Raw genomic sequence first — 18,452 nt, 5'->3', positions numbered from 1 at the left:
GGAGACGCGGACGATCACGGCTTCGCCACCAGCTGGACCGTTGGACGCTGCGCGTCGTCCCGCGGCCGGCCCGGGTACTCGGGGCGCGTGTGGTAGATGGCCTCCAGCGCACGCACCATCGCGGCGGCGATGGCGTTCAGGTCCCGGAGCGTGAGCTCGCACTCGTCGAGCTGCCCCTCGCTGAAGATCTCGTTGATGCGCTTCGCCACGAGCCCGCGGATCGCGCCGCCGGTGGGATCGATGAGGGCGCGCGACGAGGCCTCGCACGCGTCCGCGATCATGACGAGCGCCGCCTCGCGCGTCTGCGGCTTCGGCCCCGGGTACCGGAAGAGCCCCTCGTCGAGGACCGCGGCGCGGCCCCCCTCGTCCGAGGCGCGCTGCTGCGCCTTCGCCCAGAAGTAGGCGACGAGCCGCGTCCCGTGGTGCTGCGGGATCGCGTCCTGGACCGGGCGCGGCAGGCGCCAGTGGCGTGCGAGCTCGAGGCCGTCGGTCACGTGACGCTTCACGATGAGCGCGCTCATCGAGGGCGCGAGGGTGTCGTGGCGATTCTCGCCGCCGCGCTGGTTCTCGGCGAAGTAGAGCGGGTTCCGGATCTTCCCGAGGTCGTGGTAGTAGGCGCAGACCCTCGCGAGGAGCGGGTTCGCGCCGATGGCCTGCGCCCCGGCCTCGACCAGGGAGCCCATCAGGATCGAGTGGTGGTACGTCCCGGGCGCCTGGACGATGAGCTCCTTCAGCGCCGGGTGGTTCAGGTTCGCGAGCTCGAGCAGCTTCACGTCGGTCACGTACCCGAACACGCCCTCGACGAGCGGCAGGGATCCGACCACCACCACGGGGAGCAGCACCGCCCCGCCGAGGAGCGCGGCGACGGCGGCCGTGCCGATCTCGAGCGCGCCGCGGCCGGCGTAGAGCCCGAGCGCGGCCACGACCGCCGCGCCGACCGCGCCGACCGCGAGGCCGGCGCGGAAGAAGCTCGTCCGGTCGCGCCCGCCCTGGATGACCCCGGCGGCGGCGACCGACCCGAGCGTGGCGAACAGCGCGAACCCGATGGACTGGCCGGCGAGCAGCCCGGCCGTGAGGCCGGAGGCGATCGCGAGCAGGAGGGCGGCCTCGGCCGAGAGCACCTGCCGGACGATCATCGCCCCGGCCGCGAACGGCACGAGGTACGAGAGCGCCGGCGGGGGCAGCGAGGGCACGCGCTCGTGCAGCGCGTCGGCGATGGTGAGGCCGATCGCGCCCATCCCGAGCGTCGCCACCAGCACGACCGCGAGCAGGAGCGCGTCGCGGCGCGCCGGCCGGAACCGCGGCACGTTCCGCCGCGCGAACCGCCAGAGCACGGCGACCGCGAGCGCCACGAGGAGGCCGCCGCCGAGGCGGAGGTGGGCGAGATCCTCGCCCTTGCGCTGCGCGCGGATGCCGTCGAACACGACGAGGTGCCGCTTCTCGACGCGCTCGCCGTCGCCGATGATCTTCTCGCCCCGCTTCACGGGGATCCCGACCGGCTTCACCCGCGCCGCCGCGTCGGCGCGCCGCCGCTCGGTCTCGGCCTGGTCGTGCGAGAGGGTCGGCCGGACCATCGCGGTCGCGAGCCGGACCACCGCGGCCCGGAGCGGCGCCGGGGCCCGCTCGAGACGCGCCGCCGCGGTGCGGACGACCTCGTCGCGCGCCGTCGCCACGTCGCGCACGAGGGCGCGATCCGCGAGCACGCGCTCGCCCTGGAGCGCGCCGCTGCGGAAGGTCCGGACCGCGAAGCCCTGCTCCCGGTCGGCGGGGAGGAGCTTCAGGTCCTCGACGATCATGCCGGACAGCCCGCGCTGCGCGAGCGCCGCGAGCTCCCGCTCGACGTCCTCGGAGAAGCGGGCGGCGGCGAGCGCGGCGAGATCCTCGTCGCGGACCACGACCTGCAGCCGGGAGACGAAGCCGGCGCGCTGGGCGGTGTAGCGCCGGTCCAGCTCCGAGACGTCCCGCGCGTCCCGCACGTCGCGACCTGCCTGGCGGAACGCCTGCTCCTCGTCCCGCATGAGGTCGAACGCGGCGTGGATGCGGGCGACGGCCTCGTCGGCGGCGCCGTCCTCGAGGTCGTACACCGGGCGGACCGAGGCGGCCTCGTCGGCGCGCCGCCGGGCGGTCGCCTCCTCGTCCACGATGTCGTAGTCGCGATCCGCCTTGATGGTGGCGGGCGCGGGCGTCCCGAGGGCCTCGGGACCGGGGAGCCGGTGGACGGCCCCCGGGGCGAGGAGCCACCCGCACGCGGCGGCGACGGCGGCGACCAGGGCGATCCGGAGGACCCGGCCCGGCCAGTCGACGTGGGGGGCCGGCGCCGCTTCGGGCGGTGGAGGAGGTGGGGGGCTGTCGGATGGTCCGGACACGGCGAGCCAGGGTGGCACCGGGATCACTCGCTGGCAACGGAGATCCGGCGCAAACCCTGGAACAAGCGACGGACCCAGGACCCTCCCGCGGGGCCCCGGGGGTGACCTGGACGCTCTACTCCGCCTCGTCTGGCGCCGAGGGGGGGGCCTGGCGGGCGCGCTCCTTCTCGGCCTTCGCCGCGTCCGCGCGGGCGCGCCGCTCCACGTCGTACGCGTCGTAGGCGCGGACGACCTCCTGCACGAGCGGGTGCCGGACGACGTCGATCTCGCCGAAGAAGCAGAAGGACACGCCCTCGATGCCGCGGAGCACCTTCTGGACCTCGATGAGCCCGGAGCCGCGGCCGGTCGGCAGGTCGACCTGGGTGACGTCCCCCGTGATCACCGCCTTCGAGCCGTACCCGAGCCGCGTGAGGAACATCTTCATCTGCTCCTCGGTGGTGTTCTGCGCCTCGTCGAGGATGATGAAGGCGTCGTTCAGCGTGCGCCCGCGCATGAACGCGAGCGGCGCCACCTCCACCGTGCCGCGCTCGATGAACGCCGTCGCCTTCTCGTAGTCCACCATGTCGAACAGCGCGTCGTGCAGCGGGCGGAGGTACGGGTTCACCTTCTCGGCGATGTCGCCGGGGAGGAAGCCGAGCTTCTCGCCGGCCTCGACCGCGGGCCGCGTGAGCACGATCCGCTTCACCTTGCGCTCGACGAGGAACGACACGGCCATCGCCATGGCGAGGTACGTCTTGCCGGTGCCCGCCGGCCCCACGCCGAAGACGATGTCGTCGTCGCGGATCGCCTGGATGTAGCGCTTCTGCGCGAGCCCCTTCGGCGTGATGATCCGGTGACGCGAGGACACGAACACCGTGTCGCCGAAGATCTCCTTGAGCGGTACGCCCTGCCCCGCGAGCTTGGTCGCCTGGTCGACGTCCTCGAGGTAGAGCGGGTAGCCCTGCTCGACCAGCTCGTAGAGCTCCTTCACGAGCGACTCGGCCATCCGGATCCGGGCCTCCTCCGCGGCGGCGATGACGATCTGCCCGCCGCGGAGCCCCAGCTGGACCCCGAGCCGCTTCTCGATGAGCTTGAGGTGCTCGCTGTGCGCGCCGCAGAGGGCGCGAACCTTGTCGTTGTCCGGGAACTCGAGCCGCGCCGACTTGAGGGGTTCCGCCGCGATCTGGCCCAACCGCTCCTCCTTCGGTTCCGGGCCCTCGCCTGGCGCGACGCGCCCGCCGCCGCCGAGTGCCCTCGAACGGGACCATAACCCGCCGCGCGGGCCCCGGCATGGCGGCGATGGTGCGCGGGGCGATCGCCCCGCCCCCTCACTCGACCGGCGGCAGCAGCACGGGCCGGCCCTCCGGGCGGCGCCGGTAGTAGTACTCGCCCGACCACGGGTACCGGAGATCGCGAGGTTTCGCGAGGTCGGCGTCGACCAGCGCGCCGAGCCGCTCCGGGTACTCGCCGCGCTCGAGCCGGTACACCTCGAGCGCGCCCCGCAGCCGCTCCATCTGGTACCGGGCGAGGAACCGCTGGGCGGCGTTGTCCCGCACCGCCGCGCCGCCGGGCGGCTCGCCCCACGCGAGCCCCCGCTCGTCGACCCAGTACGCGATCCCGGCGAGCGCCGCGGCGATCGCGACGGTGGCGAGGACCCGCGCGGCCCCGGCCTTGATGCGCGCCTGCCAGTCGTGCGCGTACGCGCCGACCGCCGCGGCGGCCCGGCTCGCCGGGACGATCGCCTCGAGGTATCCCAGGTTCACGAGGTTCGCGAGCGCCTTGCAGGTCTCGAACTCCCCCAGCCGCGAGAGGTCGACGATCTTCTCGACGGTGCGGCCCGCGGTGGCGAGCGCGTGCACCCGGCGCTCGTTCGTGCCGAGCGTCGCGAACTCGCCCTTGCGCACCTCCGGCTCGGCGGCGTCGAAGCCGTCGAAGGCCGCGTCCACGTCGCCCGCCTTCCTCGCGCGGGACACGGGCCGCTCGCGCTGCTCCGGCTCGAGGACCTTCAGGCGCTCGAACGTCACCGCGGTCGACGGGATCCGCCGCCGGATCATCGGCCACTCGTCGACGCGCCGGAAGCCCTCCATCAGCACCGACTCGGCGCGGAGGGGCGCGACCGTCTCGCGGTCCCACTCCACGTCTCCCGCCTCGAACGCGTACGTCCCGCTCTTCCAGTGGAAGAGCCGGTAGATCGTCTCGGTCGTCTGGAGCGCGGTCATCTCCCGGAGGTCGTCCTTCGTGACGAAGGCGAGCTCGACGAGGATGTCTCCCAGCCGGCGGAGCGTCCGCTTCTGGACGTCGAGCGCGTACTCGAGCTCCTCGCGGCCGATGATCTCGGCGCGCACGAGCATCGCGCCGAGCCGCTCCCGCGTCTTCCGGCCCGAGGACTCCGCCCGGACGACGTTCCCGTCGGCGAGGGCGATGTGGATCTCGTCGTCCCTGGCCTCGAGGTGGAGCACCCCGCTCTTCGCCTGCTGCCCGATGAGCTGGAGGATCTCGGCGATCCCGAAGTCCTTGAGCGTGCCCGTGAGCGCCATGGCTCCCTAGCTCCGGGTCCGGCGGAAGGCGTCCCGGACCGCGAGCGCCCAGAGCGCGAGGCCCGTGGGCACCGCGACGGCGAGCTTGCCGAAGAGGACGTACGGCGAGGGGTGCGGCGGCGGGGCGATCCCGCGCCAGAACCACACGAGGAACCCGAGGAACAGCACCGCGAGGAGCAGCAGCGCACCGAGCGCCGTCGCGCCCTGCCAGACCTGGCCGGCGCCGGCGCCGACGAGCGCCAGGGTCCGGGCCGCGCCCCGGGTGAACCGGGCGTGGCGCCGGACCTGCGCCTCCTTGCGCAGCCGGTCGCGGGCGTCGACGACGCCCTTGCGCTCGAACACGTTCACGCACTGCCCGCAGCGCGCGCCCGCGGCGGCGTCGCACCGGCGGCACGCGGCCCCGCCGCACCGCTCGCACGCGCGGGCGGGGGCGAGCCGCGACACGGCGAGGCCGAGGAGCCAGAGCGCCGCCAGGGCGGCCGCGGCGCCCCACGGCCAGAGCGCGCGCCAGAGCGCGCGCGGGAGGACGCCGAGCAGCCGCGCCTCGACCCAGCCGCGGACCGCCTCGGGGCTGCCGTCCACCGCGAGCGCGGCGATCTTCGCGGGCGGCACGGGCACGTCGACGAGGTACCGGTTCGCCCCGAAGTCCTCGTCCGAGCCATGGGCCCGCAGGAACGCGCTCGCCTCGTTCTCGGCGCGCTCGCGGTTCAGGCTGCTCTTCGCCATCTCGGAGGTGCGGAGGTACAGCTTCGAGAGGTTGTAGTGCGCCGCACCGAGGACGACGAGATCGCCCGCGGCGCGGTCCTGCGCCGCGAGGTAGGCGGCCTTCGCTCCCTCGAGATCGCCCTTCAGGAAGAGGACGTTCCCGACGTTCACGTCGAGCTCGGGCGCGCGCGGGTCGGCCGCGCCGGCGGCGTGATAGAGCCGGAGCGCGCCCTCGAGATCGCCCCGGCGCTTCGCGTGCCTTCCCAGCGCGGCGAGCAGCGGGGCCGGGCCGCCGTCCCGCGCCGCGCGCGCCGCGAGCTCCGCCGCGTCCTCGTCGGAGAGCGCGCCGTGCTCGGCCTCGTGCACGAGCTCGGCGGTCGAGCCGGTCCAGGCCGTGATCCGCGCGGCCGCGCCCGCCGCCCACGGCAGGGCGAGGAGCGCGGCGAGGGCGGCCGTCGCGACCAGCCGCTCCCGCACCGACAGGTACGCCCAGGCCACGATCGCCGCGATCGCGAGCGTCGCGAACGGCCCCAGGCCGAAGACCACCGGCATCGCGAGCAGGACCAGCGCGAGGAAGCCGGTCTGGATGGAGGCGGTCCCGCGGAGGAGCGGCAGGTGGTGGAAGTCGTGCAGGAAGAGGCGGAGGTTCCGGAGCAGGAGCAGCAGCAGGACCGCCGCGGAGGCCGTGAACACCGCGGCGAGGGCGGCGCTGAACAGGTCGCCCTCGAACGCGCGGAGCGTGTGCGGCTCGCGGCCGGCGGCCGCGATCGCGTCGCGGACGGCGGCGAGCACCGGGCCCGGGCTCGCGGGCGCGGTGGCGAGCAGCGCGCGCGCGCGGGCGAGGTGCGCGTCCGGGTGGTCCGGCGCGAGCGCGACCGCGACGTCGGCGCGGGCGAGGGCCTCGGCGGGCAGGTTCGAGGCGAGGGCGCGGTGGACCTCGCGGACCTCCGCGGCGGAGAAGGCGACGAGGTTCTCGACGTCGAGCTCGCGCTTCGTGTCGAGGAGCGCCTGCTGCGCGGCCTGGGCCCGGGCCGGATCGCCCTCGCGGAGGGCGGCCCGCCGCTCCGCCCAGAGCGCCACCAGCCTGGGCCAGCTCGTCCGCACCGGCTCGATGGAGCGGGCGGGCTCGGCCGGCGCGGTGGGCGCGGCCGGCGGAGCCGCGGCGGGCGCCTCGGACGTCGCGGCCGCGGGCGCGGGCGCGGCGGCGTCGGCGGGCGCGCCGGCGCCGCCCGGCGTGGACGCGCTCGTGGGCGGTTGCGGGCGGGGCGCGGGGACCGGGGGGCGATCCGCGGAGTCGTCGGCGGGCTCGTCGCCCTCCTCGACGAGCCTCGGGGCGGCGACCTGCGCCCGCGCGGGCGCCGCGGCCACGGCCGCGACGGCGAGGAGGAGCAGGGCGGCGAGGTGGGTCTTTCCGCGGGCGGCCACGCGAGAACGGGATGCTAGCACGGGCGCTCCCGCGCTAAGAAGGCGGGATGTCACGCAACGCAGACGCCATCGAACGACTGCTCGGCATCATGGAGCGCCTCCGCGGCCCCGACGGCTGCCCGTGGGATCGCGAGCAGACGCTCCGCTCGATCCGGCCCTACGTGCTCGAGGAGACCTACGAGGTCCTCGAGGCCATCGACTCGGGCGACGCTGGCGAGCACCGCGAGGAGCTCGGCGACCTCCTCCTCCAGATCGTGTTCCAGGCCCAGCTCCGGCGCGAGGAGGGGGCGTTCGACTTCGCGGACGTCGCCGAGGCGATCTCGTCGAAGCTCGTGTACCGGCATCCGCACGTGTTCGGGGACGCGGACGTGAAGGACGCCGAGGGCGTGCTGCGGCAGTGGGCGGCGCTGAAGCGCGAGGAGAAGAAGGCGAAGGGCGGCGGCCACAGCGTGCTCGAGGGCGTGCCGAGGGAGATGCCGGCGCTCGCCCGCGCCGACCGGCTCACGGAGAAGGCGAGCCGCATCGGCTTCGACTGGCCGGACGCGGGGGGCGCCCGCGCGAAGGTGACGGAGGAGCTCGCGGAGCTGGACGAGGCGCTCGCGAGCGGCGACCGCGACGCGCTCGAGCACGAGCTCGGCGACGCGCTGTTCGCCCTCGCGAACGTCGGCCGGAAGCTCGGCATCCCGCCGGAGGAGGCGCTCCGGGGAGCGATCGCCCGCTTCATCTCCCGGTTCACCCACGTGGAGCGCGAGCTCGCGAGGCGCGGGGTCCCGCACGGCGGCGCGAGCCTCGACGAGATGGACGCGATCTGGGACGAGGCGAAGGCGATCGAGCGGGGTCAAGGGAAAAGCAGCGCCCCGACCCCCCCGGAACGCTCTCCACAGAGTTTGGGGAAAGAGCGTGGATAACTCTGTGGGAAGGGCCTCCTGCCCCCCGAAATTCACGGTTCCGACGCGTTCGGGCGCGTTCCGCACAGGCCACGATCCCGTGCGATTCCGGAGCGTTGGGCGGCGATATCCACGGACTTCTCCACAATCTTGGGCGAAGACCCCCAGCCCGGACTCCCTGGGCATCCAGACTGTGGGTAACTCCGCGGAGCCGGTGGCCTTCCCGGCCGCGCGGCATGCGGGCGCGCGAAGCACCCCCTCGGCGGGTCGCTGATTATCAGGCCTGCGCGAAGGGGGTGCTCAGCAAAGCGGCGTCTCCCTAGGGCGTGCGCAGCGGCCGCTCACGAAAGCCGCTCGCCGCAACGGTTCGCGAGGCAGGGTCCGCGCGGCGGCCCCGCGGCACGGAGCGCGCCACCGCGAGACGTCCCGCGAGATCGGGACAGCATCGGAGACCACCAACCGAGCCATAACCCCTTGACGCGGCTTGCGATGGGCGGTAGATAGCGCGCCCTCGAACCGACGGAGAGTCACTTGGCGAACACTGCATCGTCCGAGAAGCGCAACCGGCAGACCCAGAAGCGTCGGGCCCGCAACGTCCAGGTCCGCACCGGCGTGAAGTCCGCCGTGAAGAAGGTCCGCGAGCTCGTCGCCAAGGGTGACGCCGCGGGCGCGAAGGAGGCCCTCAAGGCCGCCGAGAAGGCGATCGGGAAGGCCGCCTCGAAGGGCGTCGTCCACAAGAACGCCGCGTCCCGGAAGATCTCCCGGCTCGCGCGCTCCGTCGCGAAGCCCGCGCCGGCCGCCGCACAGTAGCCGTCACGGCTCCCGTCGCGCTCGCCGCGGGGTGGCTCGCCCACCGCCGCGGCGTCGTCGTCTTCGCCGACGGTCCGTTCGCTACTCCAGCGCGCGCAGGAGCTCGCGCGCGGCGTCGGCCGCGAGCCGCCGCAGCTCCAGCGACCGCCGGCCCTCCGTCTCGAGCGCATCCGCACCGGCGAGGTGGTCGCCGTCCCGCCGGATCGTCCGCTCCGCCTTCGTCTCCCCGCCCACGACGAGCCGCCCCCGGACCTCGAGCGCGACGTGCAGCGTGGTCGCGCCCGCCGTCGATGGGGCGCCCTCGAGCGCCCGCACCTCACCCTCGAGCCAGGCCGGCGCATCCGCGCCCGCCGCGGCGCCGCGGCGGGCGAGCTCGTCGCGGAGGGCGGCGGTGACGGCCGCCCCGAGCTCGGGATCGGCGGAGCGGTTCTCGAAGGTCCGGACGTGGAGCCGGTCCACGCCGCCGGCGGCGACGTACCGCTGCGTGAAGCGGTACCCGCAACCGGCGAGCGCCACGACGGCGGCGAGCGCGGCGGCGCCGGCGCGGAGGGCGGACCGCGCCCGCGGCGCCGGTCCACGTGCTCGGCGGGTCCCGGGCATCCCCTACCCCACCACGAAGTTCACGAGGCGCTTCGGCACGAAGACCACCTTCCGGATCGTCTTGCCGGCGAGGTGCGTCTTCACCTTCTCGTCGGCCTCCGCCAGCGCCCGGACGTCGGCCTCCCCGGCGCTGATCGCCGCCTGGACCTCGCCGCGCAGCTTCCCGTTCACCTGGACGGCGATCGTCACCGTGTCGGCCGCGACGAGCGCCGGGTCGAAGGCCGGCCACGGCTCGGCGGCGAGCAGCCGGTCGCGGGCCGCCGGTCCGAGCACCTCGTGCCACAGCTCCTCGGCCGCGTGCGGCGCGAACGGCGAGAGCAGGGTCGCCACCGCGACGAGGGCCTCGCGCACCGCGGCGCGATCGGCGTCGCTCCTCGGCTCGAGCTGGTAGAGCGCGTTCACGAGCTCCATCAGCGCCGCGATGCCGGTGTTGAACTTGAGCTCCTTCTCGAACGCGTCGGTGACGCGCTGGATGGTCCGGTGGGTGCGCCGGCGCAGCTCGAGGAAGTCGCCGCTCGCCTGCGCGAGCGCGGCCTCCGGCGCCGCGAACGACTCCTGCCGCGCGTGGAAGATCCGCCACACGCGGGCGAGGAAGCGGAAGAGCCCGTCCACCTGCTCGTCGGACCAGTCGATGTCCTTCTCGGGCGGGGCCGCGAACAGGATGAAGAGCCGGAGCGTGTCGGCCCCGTACTTCCTCACCATCGGGCCGGGGGCGACGACGTTGCCCCAGCGCTTCGACATCTTCCGGCCGTCCGGGCCGTTCACGATGCCTTGGGTGACGAGCCGCCGCGCGGGCTCGTCCTCGAACACGAGGCCGAGCTGCCTCATCACGCGGTGCCAGAACCGGAAGTAGAGCAGGTGCATCACCGCGTGCTCGGGGCCGCCGACGTAGACGTCCACCGGCAGCCACCGGCGCGCCGCCTCGGGATCGAACGGGCGGGTCGCGTCCTTCGGCGACAGGTACCTGGCGTAGTACCAGGAGGAGTCGACGAAGGTGTCCATCGTCTCGACCTCGCGCCGCGCCGGCTTCCCGCACACGGGACAGGTCGTGTTCACGAACTCCGGCACCTTCGCGAGCGGGGGCTCGCCCGTGCCGGTGATGATCGCCTGCGGCGGCAGCACCACGGGCAGGTCCTTCTCCGGGACCGGCACCGCGCCGTGCTCCTCGCAGTAGATGATCGGGATGGGGGTGCCCCAGTAGCGCTGCCGCGAGAAGCCCCAGTCGCGGAGGTGCCACCGCACGGTGGGCTGGCCGAACCCCTTCTCCTTCGCGTGCGCGCTCATCCGGCGGCGCGCCTCCGCGGAGGGGAGGCCGCTGAACGGGCCGGAGGCGTCGAGCACGCCGTCCTCCGTCGTCGCGGCGGCGAGGGCGTCGGGCCCCGGGATCCGATCGCCCGTGGACGGCTGGATCACCACGCGGATCGGCAGCCCGTACTTCTTCGCGAACTCGAAGTCGCGCTGGTCGTGGGCGGGCACGCTCATCACCGCGCCGGTGCCGTACTCGGCGAGCACGAAGTTGGCGATCCAGACCGGGACCGCCTCGCCGGTGTACGGGTTCACCGCGTGCGCCCCGGTGAAGACGCCCTCCTTCGGCGCGCTCTCGCCCGTGCGCTCCGCGGCGTCGGTCTTCCGCATCCGCGCGACGAAGGCGTCGACCTCCGCCTTGCGCGCCGGGGCGGTGACCTTCGCGACGAGCGGGTGCTCCGGCGCGAGGACCACGTAGGTGCAGCCGTAGATCGTGTCGACGCGGGTGGTGAAGACCTTGATCGCGTCACCGGAGCCCTGGACGGCGAAGTCGACCTCGGCGCCCTCGCTCCTGCCGATCCAGTTCCGCTGCATCGTGGTGATGCGGTCGGGCCACTCCTTCAGCCCGTCCAGGCCGTCGAGGAGGTCCTGGGCGAAGGCGGTGATGCGGAACGCCCACTCCGGGATGACCTTCTCCACGACCGGCGACTCGCACCGCTCGCAGCGGTCGTCGACGACCTGCTCGTTCGCGATGACGGTCTGGCAGCCGGTGCACCAGTTGGCCTTGCCCTGGCGGCGGTAGACGATGCCGCGCTCGAGCATCTTCACGAAGAACCACTGGTTCCAGCGGTAGTACTCGGGGTCGGCGGTGACGACCTCGCGGTCCCAGTCGAAGCCGTATCCGAGGCTCTTCATCTCGGCGCGGAACGCGACGATGTTCTCGCGGGTGCGCTCCGCCGGGTGACGGCCGTCCTTGATGGCGGCGTTCTCGGCGGGGAGCCCCAGCGCGTCGAAGCCGATGGGGTGGAGGACGTCGTACCCGCGCATGCGGAGGTACCGCGCGAGGGCGTCGCCGATCGTGTAGACGCGGCCGTGGCCCATGTGCATGGCGCCGGACGGATACGGGAACATCTCGAGGACGTACCGCTTCTCGGCGCCCGGCCGCCGGCCGGCCTGGAAGATGCCCGCCGAGGCCCACCGCTCCTGCCAGCGCGCCTCGATCGAATGTGGCTCGTAACGCTCGTTCATCGACATATGGGACCGCGGATATTACCGGACGATCCCCGGTTCGTCTGCCTTTCCAAGAGCCTCCGGCCCTGCGCCCGCTCGCCCTTCCGGGTAAGCTCGACGGCGCATGCCGGACACGGTCACGGTCGACCTCGCGGACGTGCGGGCCCGGGCCCGCGCGGCGTTCGTCGGCCTCGCCGTCGGCGACGCGCTCGGCGCGCCGGTCGAGTTCATGACCGCCGCCGAGATCCGCGCGAAGCACCGTGTCCACCGCGAGATGACGGGTGGCGGGTGGCTCCACCTCCGGCCCGGGTGCTTCACCGACGACACCGAGATGTCCCGCTGCATCGCGCGGGCGGTCGACGCGGCGGGCGGGTTCGACCTGCGCGGGATCGCGGACGCGCTGTCCGCGTGGATGCGCGGGCGGCCGGTGGACGTGGGCAGCACCGTGAGGAAGGGGCTGCGGAGCTACATCCTCGACGGCCAGCTCGAGACCCCGCCCAACGAGTGGGACGCCGGGAACGGCGCGGCGATGCGGACGCTGCCGGTGGCGCTGCTCGCGCTCGGCGACGAGGCGCTCCTCGACCGGTGCCAGGTCGCCCAGGCGCACCTCACGCACAACCACCCGTTCTCGGACGCGGCGTGCGCGACGCTCGGGCGGATGGCGCAGCTCGCGGTGCTCGGTCTCTCGATGGTCCGGCTGCGCCGCGAGGCGGACCTGCTCGTCGAGCGGTTCCCGGCGTTCCGGTTCGAGCCGTACCGCGGGCTGGCGACCGGGTACGTCGTCGACACGCTCCAGACCGTGCTCCACCACCTGTTCACGACGCGGTCGTTCGAGGACTGCCTCGTCGCGACGGTGAACCAGGGCGGCGACGCCGACACGACCGGCGCGATCGCGGGCGCCGTCGCCGGCGCCTACTACGGGCTCGACGGCATCCCGCGGCGCTGGCTGCGGAGGATGGACACCGCCGCGCTCGCGGAGCTGGAGCGGCTCGCCGTGAGGCTCGTCGACCTCTCCCCGCTCGCGCGCGCGCGCTGAGCCGCGCCGCTCTCGCCCCGGCGCGCACATCTGGCCACGCGCCGGCGACGCACCCGTTGCGTGCGCGGCCCGAGCACCCGACGCAGACGGCGCAGCGCTTGCGTCGCGATCACGATCGGGCTGGCGCTGTGCGCGGCACGTCGCCGCATGGAACGATCTAGCGATCTTGCTACTTCGCAACATCCTAGAGTCATCGCACGCGCGGACCCGTTCCGCGGGGGAGCTTCGCGGTGACGCTCGGCTCCCGGTCCACCACGCGACCCGGTTCCCGCCCCCCGGCGCGCCGCGGTCCACCACAGGGAGACGCCATGAAGAGCAGCCTCGTCCGACTCACCGTCGTCGCGGCGCTCGCGCTCGCCGCGACGAGCGCCCGCGCCACGAACGGCATGCGCATGATCGGCTTCGGCCCGGTCCAGGACGCGATGGGCGGCGCGAGCGTCGCGGCGCCGCTCGACGCCGCGACCATCGTCACCAACCCGGCGGGCCTCTCCGCGCTGCAGCGCCGGACCGATCTCTCGGGCAGCTTCTTCAACCCCTCGGTGAAGTACGACGCGAGCGGCGCCGCCTCCGGGAGCTCGATGAGCTCGGACCGCGGCGCCTCCTACATCCCGACGCTCGGCCTCGTGCTGCCGTCCACCGACGAGCTCACCGTCGGCCTCGCGGCCGTGGGCGTGTCGGGCATGGGCGTCGACTACCCCGCCGACCTCTACGGCGGGAAGACCTTCACCTCCTACATGAACATGCGGATCGCGCCGGCCGCGTCCTACCGGCTCGCGAAGGGGCTCTCCGTCGGCGCCTCGGTGAACCTCATGTACGCGACGATGAAGTACGAGGTCGCCGGCGGGATGGGCATGCTCCCCCGCGCCACGCAGGGCGCGTTCGGCTACGGCGCCACGGTGGGCCTCGCCTACTCGCCGGTCGACGCCGTGACCCTCGGCCTCGCGTACGAGACGAAGAGCTCGTTCCAGAGCTTCGAGTGGAACATCCCGTCGCACAGCATCTTCGACCCGGGGTCGGGCACGATGGTGACGGTCCCCGGCGGCAAGGAGAAGCTCGACTTCGACCAGCCGCAGATGGTGACGCTCGGTGCCGCGGTGCGGCCCTTCGAGATGCTGCTCGTCGCCGCCGACGTGGAGTGGATCGACTGGTCCCAGACCAACGGCGCGAACAAGCCCGAGTTCACGACGAACCCGCAGGTCACCGGCGCCCAGGCGTGGAACATGAGCTGGACCGACCAGTGGGTCCTCAAGGTCGGCGCCGAGGTCGCGGCCACGCAGTCGCTCAAGCTCCGCGCCGGGTACAACTACGGGAAGATGCCGCTCGACAAGTCGCGCGCGTTCGAGAACATCGCGTTCCCGGCCGTCGCCGAGCACCACTTCACCGCCGGCGCGGGCTACGCGTTCGGAGACCTCACGGTGAACGTCGCGGCGATGTACGTGCCGACCGCGAAGCTCTCCGGGTCGAACCCCGCCCAGGGGATCTCCGCGTACACGACCGAGATGTCCCAGGTCGCGTTCGACCTCGGCGTCGCCTACCGCTTCTAGCGATCGCCGTCACGGCCTCGTCGACGAGGGCGCCCGGCTCCGTGCCGCGGCGCCCTCGTCGCGTCTCGTCATCCCGCGAGCCGCGTCACCCGGTACTCGCCGCCCACGACCAGCCACTCGCGCTCGCCGCGGAGCAGGCTGTCGGGGAGCAGGCCCGAGAAGAAGAAGACCTTCGCGAGCGGCACGCGCGCCTGCCACACCGCGTAGCCGAACTCCCACGCCCGCTCGGCGTCGTCGGTGAAGGACGAGAGGTTGTTGAGGCGCACCACGAGGTCGCGCCGCCCTTCCCGCTCGAGCACGGCGTCCTCCTCCTCCCCGTGCACGCCGCGCCAGAGCGTGCGCCAGCGCTCGCCCGGGAAGCGCCGCGCCAGCTCGTACTGGGTGAACTCGTAAACGAGGTCGAGCTGCGACAGGATCGCGCTGGTCCGCGCGCTCCCCCGGGTCCGGTCGGCCGCGTACCGCTGGTACGCCTCGTCCTCGACGCCGGCGATCCGCGCGTGGTGGAACGTCGGCGTGATCCCGAACCGGCTCTCGACCCATCCCTTCAGCACCGCGCCCTCGATCGAGGACGCGTCGACGCCCCACCCGCGCAGGAACCGGACGTAGCTGTTCCGCAGGGCGCGGCGCGCGCCGTCGGTGGCCTGCGCCTGCCAGTGGTGGAGCTGGAACCGGACCGACACCCAGTCGTGGAACACCCGGGCCCTTTCCTCCGGCGCCGCCAGCGCGTCGAGCCGCTCGAAGAGGCCGCGGTTCGCCTGCCGGACGCCCTGCAGCTCCACGGGACGCGGATCGTCGTTGAAGTGGCGCGACGCGAGCACCCAGGGCGGGTGGTTCGCGAGGTTCAGGGAGGGGCCGGGCATGCGCGAGGGGGCCGCGTCCCCGAGGCGGGCGGAGGCGGGCTGGGCTATATTCCCCGCGCCGCCAGTCCACTTTCAAGTCAGGCACCCGGGGGAACCGCCGACATGCGCCCGACCGTCTACATCGCCGACATCGCCCAGCACGAGGGGAAGGAGATCACGCTCCACGGCTGGCTCTACAACCGCCGCTCCTCCGGCAAGCTCCACTTCCTCCAGGTCCGCGACGGCACGGGCACGATCCAGTGCGTCGTCTTCAAGGGCAACGTGGCGCCCGAGGTCTTCCACGAGGCCGACCACCTGCCGCAGGAGTCGAGCCTCACCGTCACCGGGCTCGTGAAGAAGGACGAGCGCTCGCCCATCGGGTTCGAGCTGGACGTGAAGAGCCTCGCGCCCGTCGCGAAGCCCGCCCGCGAGTACCCCATCGGTCACAAGGAGCACGGCGTCGCGTTCCTCATGGAGCAGCGGCACCTCTGGCTCCGCTCGCAGCGCCAGCAGGTGATCCTCCGCGTCCGGCACACGGTCGAGAAGGCGATCCGCGACTTCTTCGACGAGCGCGGGTTCACGCTCGTCGACGCCCCCATCTTCACGCCGAGCGCGTGCGAGGGCACGTCCACGCTGTTCGAGGTCCCCTACTTCGACCTCGGGAAGGCGTACCTCACCCAGTCCGGCCAGCTCTACATGGAGGCCGCGGCGATGGCGCTCGGGAAGGTCTACTGCTTCGGCCCGACCTTCCGCGCCGAGAAGTCGAAGACGCGCCGCCACCTCACCGAGTTCTGGATGGTCGAGCCCGAGGTCGCCTACATGGACCTCGACGGCGACATGGAGCTCATGGAGCAGTTCGTCTCGTACGTCGTCCAGACGGCGCTCGCGAAGCACCGCAAGGAGCTCGTCTCCGTCCTCGAGCGCGACGTCTCGAAGCTCGAGGCCGTGAAGCCCCCCTTCCCCCGCATCACCTACACCGAGGCGGTCGACGTCATCCAGAAGGCCGGCCACCCGATGAAGTGGGGCGACGACATCGGCGGCGACGAGGAGACCGTCGTCGCGAAGCAGTTCGACCGCCCGGTGATGGTCCACCGCTACCCGGCGGAGATGAAGGCCTTCTACTTCAAGAAGGACCCGGCCGACCCGAAGGTCGCGCTCGGCTGCGACGTGCTCGCGCCGGAGGGCTACGGCGAGATCATCGGCGGCGGCCAGCGCGAGGACGACCTGCCGACGCTCGAGGCGGCGATCGAGCACCACCAGCTCCCGAAGGAGGCGTTCGAGTGGTACCTCGACGTCCGCCGGTACGGGTCGGTGCCGCACGCGGGGTTCGGGATGGGGGTCGAGCGTTGCGTCGCGTGGATCTGCGGGCTGCACCACGTCCGCGAGACCATCCCGTTCGCGCGGATGATGGAGCGGATCACGCCGTGAGCCTCCTCGCGCGCTTCGCGCGCGAAGGCTCACTGCAAGATCGAACGGGGCGTGCCGCCCCGCCCCGGCGAGCAGAGCTCGCCGGGGGCCCACCCCTGCTTCCTCATGATTCGTCACAACTCGTCGACGGCGGGCGCCTCACGCCCGAGCGGGCTCGGTCGGCGGACGTGAAGAGGGCTGAGAAGAAGAGGGGACGGCCGAGGCGGGGGCCGCGCTGGGGAAACGTCGGCCGTGTGGATCGGCCTCCAAGAAGCCTGCGTCGCAGCGACCGCAGAGGTCGCGGCGGAGCGCGGGGGGCGCGAGCGCTTTCAGGGGAACCCAACCGATCGCGTCGGGCGGTTGACACGTCTCCGGCGCTTTCGCGGATCGCGCGTCGCGCCCACGCGAGGACGCCTCTCCCGCAGCGCTCCGCGCGCGTTGCGCGTCGCGAGCGGCGTCCGAACCCCGGCGCGAGGCGGCTCGCCAATTCTCGCGCCAGTGCTCGAATCCGAGCGTTTCCGGAGGGTGAGAATACGCGTGAGACGATGCCCGCATGAACGCCCGCGACTCCTCGATCCGCCTCTCCGAGCTCCTCCGCCGCGAGCACCACGCGATGGCGGCCTTCCTCGTCGCCCTGGCCGACTTCGACGCGAAGCGGCTATGGGCCGAGCTCGGCTACCCCAGCCTCTTCACCTACCTGAACCGGGAGCTCGGGCTGTCGAAGAGCGCGGCCTTCTACCGGAAGACCGCCGCCGAGCTCATCCAGCGCTTCCCCGAGCTGGTCGAGCCGCTCGAGGACGGCAAGCTGTGCCTCTCCACCGTCGGTGAGCTCGCCCAGGTGCTCACGCCGGAGAACCGGTACGAGGTGATCCCCCGGTTCCTCCACCTCTCGAAGCAGGAGGCGCGGTCGGTCGTCGCTGAGCTGAAGCCGGTGGAGCGGCCTCCGCGCCGGGAGGTCGTGACGACCGTTCGCGTCGCGGCGCCGCCGCCGGCTCGCGACCCCGAACCCGCCGCAGCGCTCGAGCTCGGCGCGCGGGCGACCGCCTGTGTCATTGCGCCCGGTTCGCCGGCAGAACTCGTCGATGCCAAAGTAGCCACACGAACCGTGAACGACCCGATTTCCCGGACGACGCCGCCGACCTTCGAGCCGCTCACCGCCGACCTCCGCCGGATGCACCTCACCATCACGAAGCGGTTCGAGGCGAAGGTTGCCGACGCCAGGGACGCGCTCTCTCACTCGCATCCGGGGGCGAGCACCGAGGTGATCCTCGAGGCCGCGCTCGATCTCCTGCTCGACCGGGCCAAGAAGCGGAAGGGCCTGGTCGAGAAGCCCCGGCGCGCGCGGCGGCCGTCCAAGCCGGACCACCTCCCGGCGCAGGTGAAGCGGGCGGTCTGGGTCCGGGACGGCGGCTGCTGCCAATGGGCTCTCGAGAACGGCGGCGTCTGCGGCTCGCGCCACCGTCTCCAGTACGATCACATCCAGCCGAAGGCCCTGGGCGGCCCATCGACGATCGAGAACGTTCGCCTCCTCTGCGCTCGCCACAACTTGCTCGCCGCTCGGAAGATCTTCGGCGATGCATGGATGGACAGGTACGCGCCGGCCCGCAAGGCGACCGCGGTGACGGGACGCCGCGACGCCGGCTCGGCGGGTGCGCGCTTCGACGTTCCCGCCTCGGCTCTGACCGGCCCACCCTGAACCATCGGCGCGCGCGGAAGTGCCACCCGGATCCTCCGGCCGGCCGGGCTCATCGCCGTCGTCGCGACGCAGGCTTCTTGCAGGCCGATCCCCGCGGCGACGTCTCGTCCCCGCGGCGCCGCCCCGGCCGTCCCCCTTCCTCTCTG

The 18,452-nt window shown here is 73.2% G+C and carries 13 protein-coding genes; 6 read left to right on the top strand and 7 right to left on the bottom strand.

Features of this window, described 5'->3' with window-relative positions; translation table 11 throughout:
- Positions 1–14 precede the first annotated feature (14 nt).
- From AMOR_RS24625 to AMOR_RS24610, 4 genes are all read right to left on the bottom strand, one after another.
- A complete protein-coding gene (locus tag AMOR_RS24625; RefSeq protein ID WP_248355103.1) occupies positions 15–2,366 on the bottom strand; it encodes an HD family phosphohydrolase in 2,352 nt (783 codons plus the stop codon).
- A 115-nt stretch (positions 2,367–2,481) separates the two neighbouring features.
- On the bottom strand, positions 2,482–3,537 hold the full coding sequence (locus AMOR_RS24620) for a PhoH family protein (RefSeq protein ID WP_248355102.1): 1,056 nt from the start codon (positions 3,535–3,537) through the stop codon (positions 2,482–2,484).
- A 136-nt stretch (positions 3,538–3,673) separates the two neighbouring features.
- Entirely contained in the window at positions 3,674–4,882 is a 1,209-nt protein-coding gene (locus AMOR_RS24615) for a DUF4388 domain-containing protein (protein WP_248355101.1), read from the bottom strand.
- Between the two features lie 6 nt (positions 4,883–4,888).
- A complete protein-coding gene (locus tag AMOR_RS24610; protein WP_248355100.1) occupies positions 4,889–7,012 on the bottom strand; it encodes a tetratricopeptide repeat protein in 2,124 nt (707 codons plus the stop codon).
- Positions 7,013–7,059: 47 nt separating this feature from the next.
- On the opposite strand from AMOR_RS24610, the gene mazG reads away from it, so the two are divergent.
- Together mazG and rpsT are read left to right on the top strand one after the other, a co-directional pair.
- The gene (mazG, locus tag AMOR_RS24605; protein ID WP_248355099.1) at positions 7,060–7,920 is read left to right on the top strand and encodes a nucleoside triphosphate pyrophosphohydrolase; all 861 of its coding nucleotides are present in this window, start codon (positions 7,060–7,062) and stop codon (positions 7,918–7,920) included.
- A gap of 510 nt (positions 7,921–8,430) precedes the next feature.
- Positions 8,431–8,709, top strand: a complete 279-nt coding sequence (gene rpsT / locus AMOR_RS24600; RefSeq protein ID WP_248355098.1) for a 30S ribosomal protein S20 — start codon at positions 8,431–8,433, stop codon at positions 8,707–8,709.
- An 81-nt stretch (positions 8,710–8,790) separates the two neighbouring features.
- Here rpsT and lptE read toward each other — a convergent pair whose 3' ends face one another.
- Both lptE and leuS read right to left on the bottom strand, forming a co-directional pair.
- Positions 8,791–9,309: an LPS assembly lipoprotein LptE gene (gene lptE, locus AMOR_RS24595; RefSeq protein ID WP_248355097.1), complete on the bottom strand. Its 519-nt coding sequence runs from the start codon at positions 9,307–9,309 to the stop codon at positions 8,791–8,793.
- Positions 9,310–9,312: 3 nt separating this feature from the next.
- Positions 9,313–11,808, bottom strand: a complete 2,496-nt coding sequence (gene leuS, locus AMOR_RS24590; RefSeq protein ID WP_248355096.1) for a leucine--tRNA ligase — start codon at positions 11,806–11,808, stop codon at positions 9,313–9,315.
- Between the two features lie 100 nt (positions 11,809–11,908).
- Here leuS and draG point away from each other — a divergent pair, with 100 nt between their 5' ends.
- Together draG and AMOR_RS24580 are read left to right on the top strand one after the other, a co-directional pair.
- Positions 11,909–12,820: an ADP-ribosyl-[dinitrogen reductase] hydrolase gene (gene draG / locus AMOR_RS24585; RefSeq protein ID WP_248355095.1), complete on the top strand. Its 912-nt coding sequence runs from the start codon at positions 11,909–11,911 to the stop codon at positions 12,818–12,820.
- Between the two features lie 308 nt (positions 12,821–13,128).
- The gene (locus tag AMOR_RS24580; protein ID WP_248355094.1) at positions 13,129–14,364 is read left to right on the top strand and encodes an OmpP1/FadL family transporter; all 1,236 of its coding nucleotides are present in this window, start codon (positions 13,129–13,131) and stop codon (positions 14,362–14,364) included.
- A 68-nt stretch (positions 14,365–14,432) separates the two neighbouring features.
- Here AMOR_RS24580 and AMOR_RS24575 read toward each other — a convergent pair whose 3' ends face one another.
- Positions 14,433–15,224: an NAD(+)--dinitrogen-reductase ADP-D-ribosyltransferase gene (locus AMOR_RS24575; protein WP_248355093.1), complete on the bottom strand. Its 792-nt coding sequence runs from the start codon at positions 15,222–15,224 to the stop codon at positions 14,433–14,435.
- A gap of 102 nt (positions 15,225–15,326) precedes the next feature.
- On the opposite strand from AMOR_RS24575, the gene asnS reads away from it, so the two are divergent.
- Both asnS and AMOR_RS24565 read left to right on the top strand, forming a co-directional pair.
- The gene (gene asnS, locus AMOR_RS24570) at positions 15,327–16,631 is read left to right on the top strand and encodes an asparagine--tRNA ligase (RefSeq protein ID WP_248355092.1); all 1,305 of its coding nucleotides are present in this window, start codon (positions 15,327–15,329) and stop codon (positions 16,629–16,631) included.
- 532 nt (positions 16,632–17,163) lie between these two features.
- Complete coding sequence (locus AMOR_RS24565; protein ID WP_248355091.1) at positions 17,164–18,306, top strand: HNH endonuclease; 1,143 nt, start codon at positions 17,164–17,166, stop codon at positions 18,304–18,306.
- Positions 18,307–18,452: the final 146 nt, after the last annotated feature.

Source organism: Anaeromyxobacter oryzae (genome assembly GCF_023169945.1).
In the GTDB taxonomy this organism is placed as follows: Bacteria; Myxococcota; Myxococcia; order Myxococcales; family Anaeromyxobacteraceae; genus Anaeromyxobacter; species Anaeromyxobacter oryzae.
The sequence above is the reverse complement of the archived record's forward strand: the minus strand, read 5'-3'. Positions and strand labels throughout refer to the sequence as shown.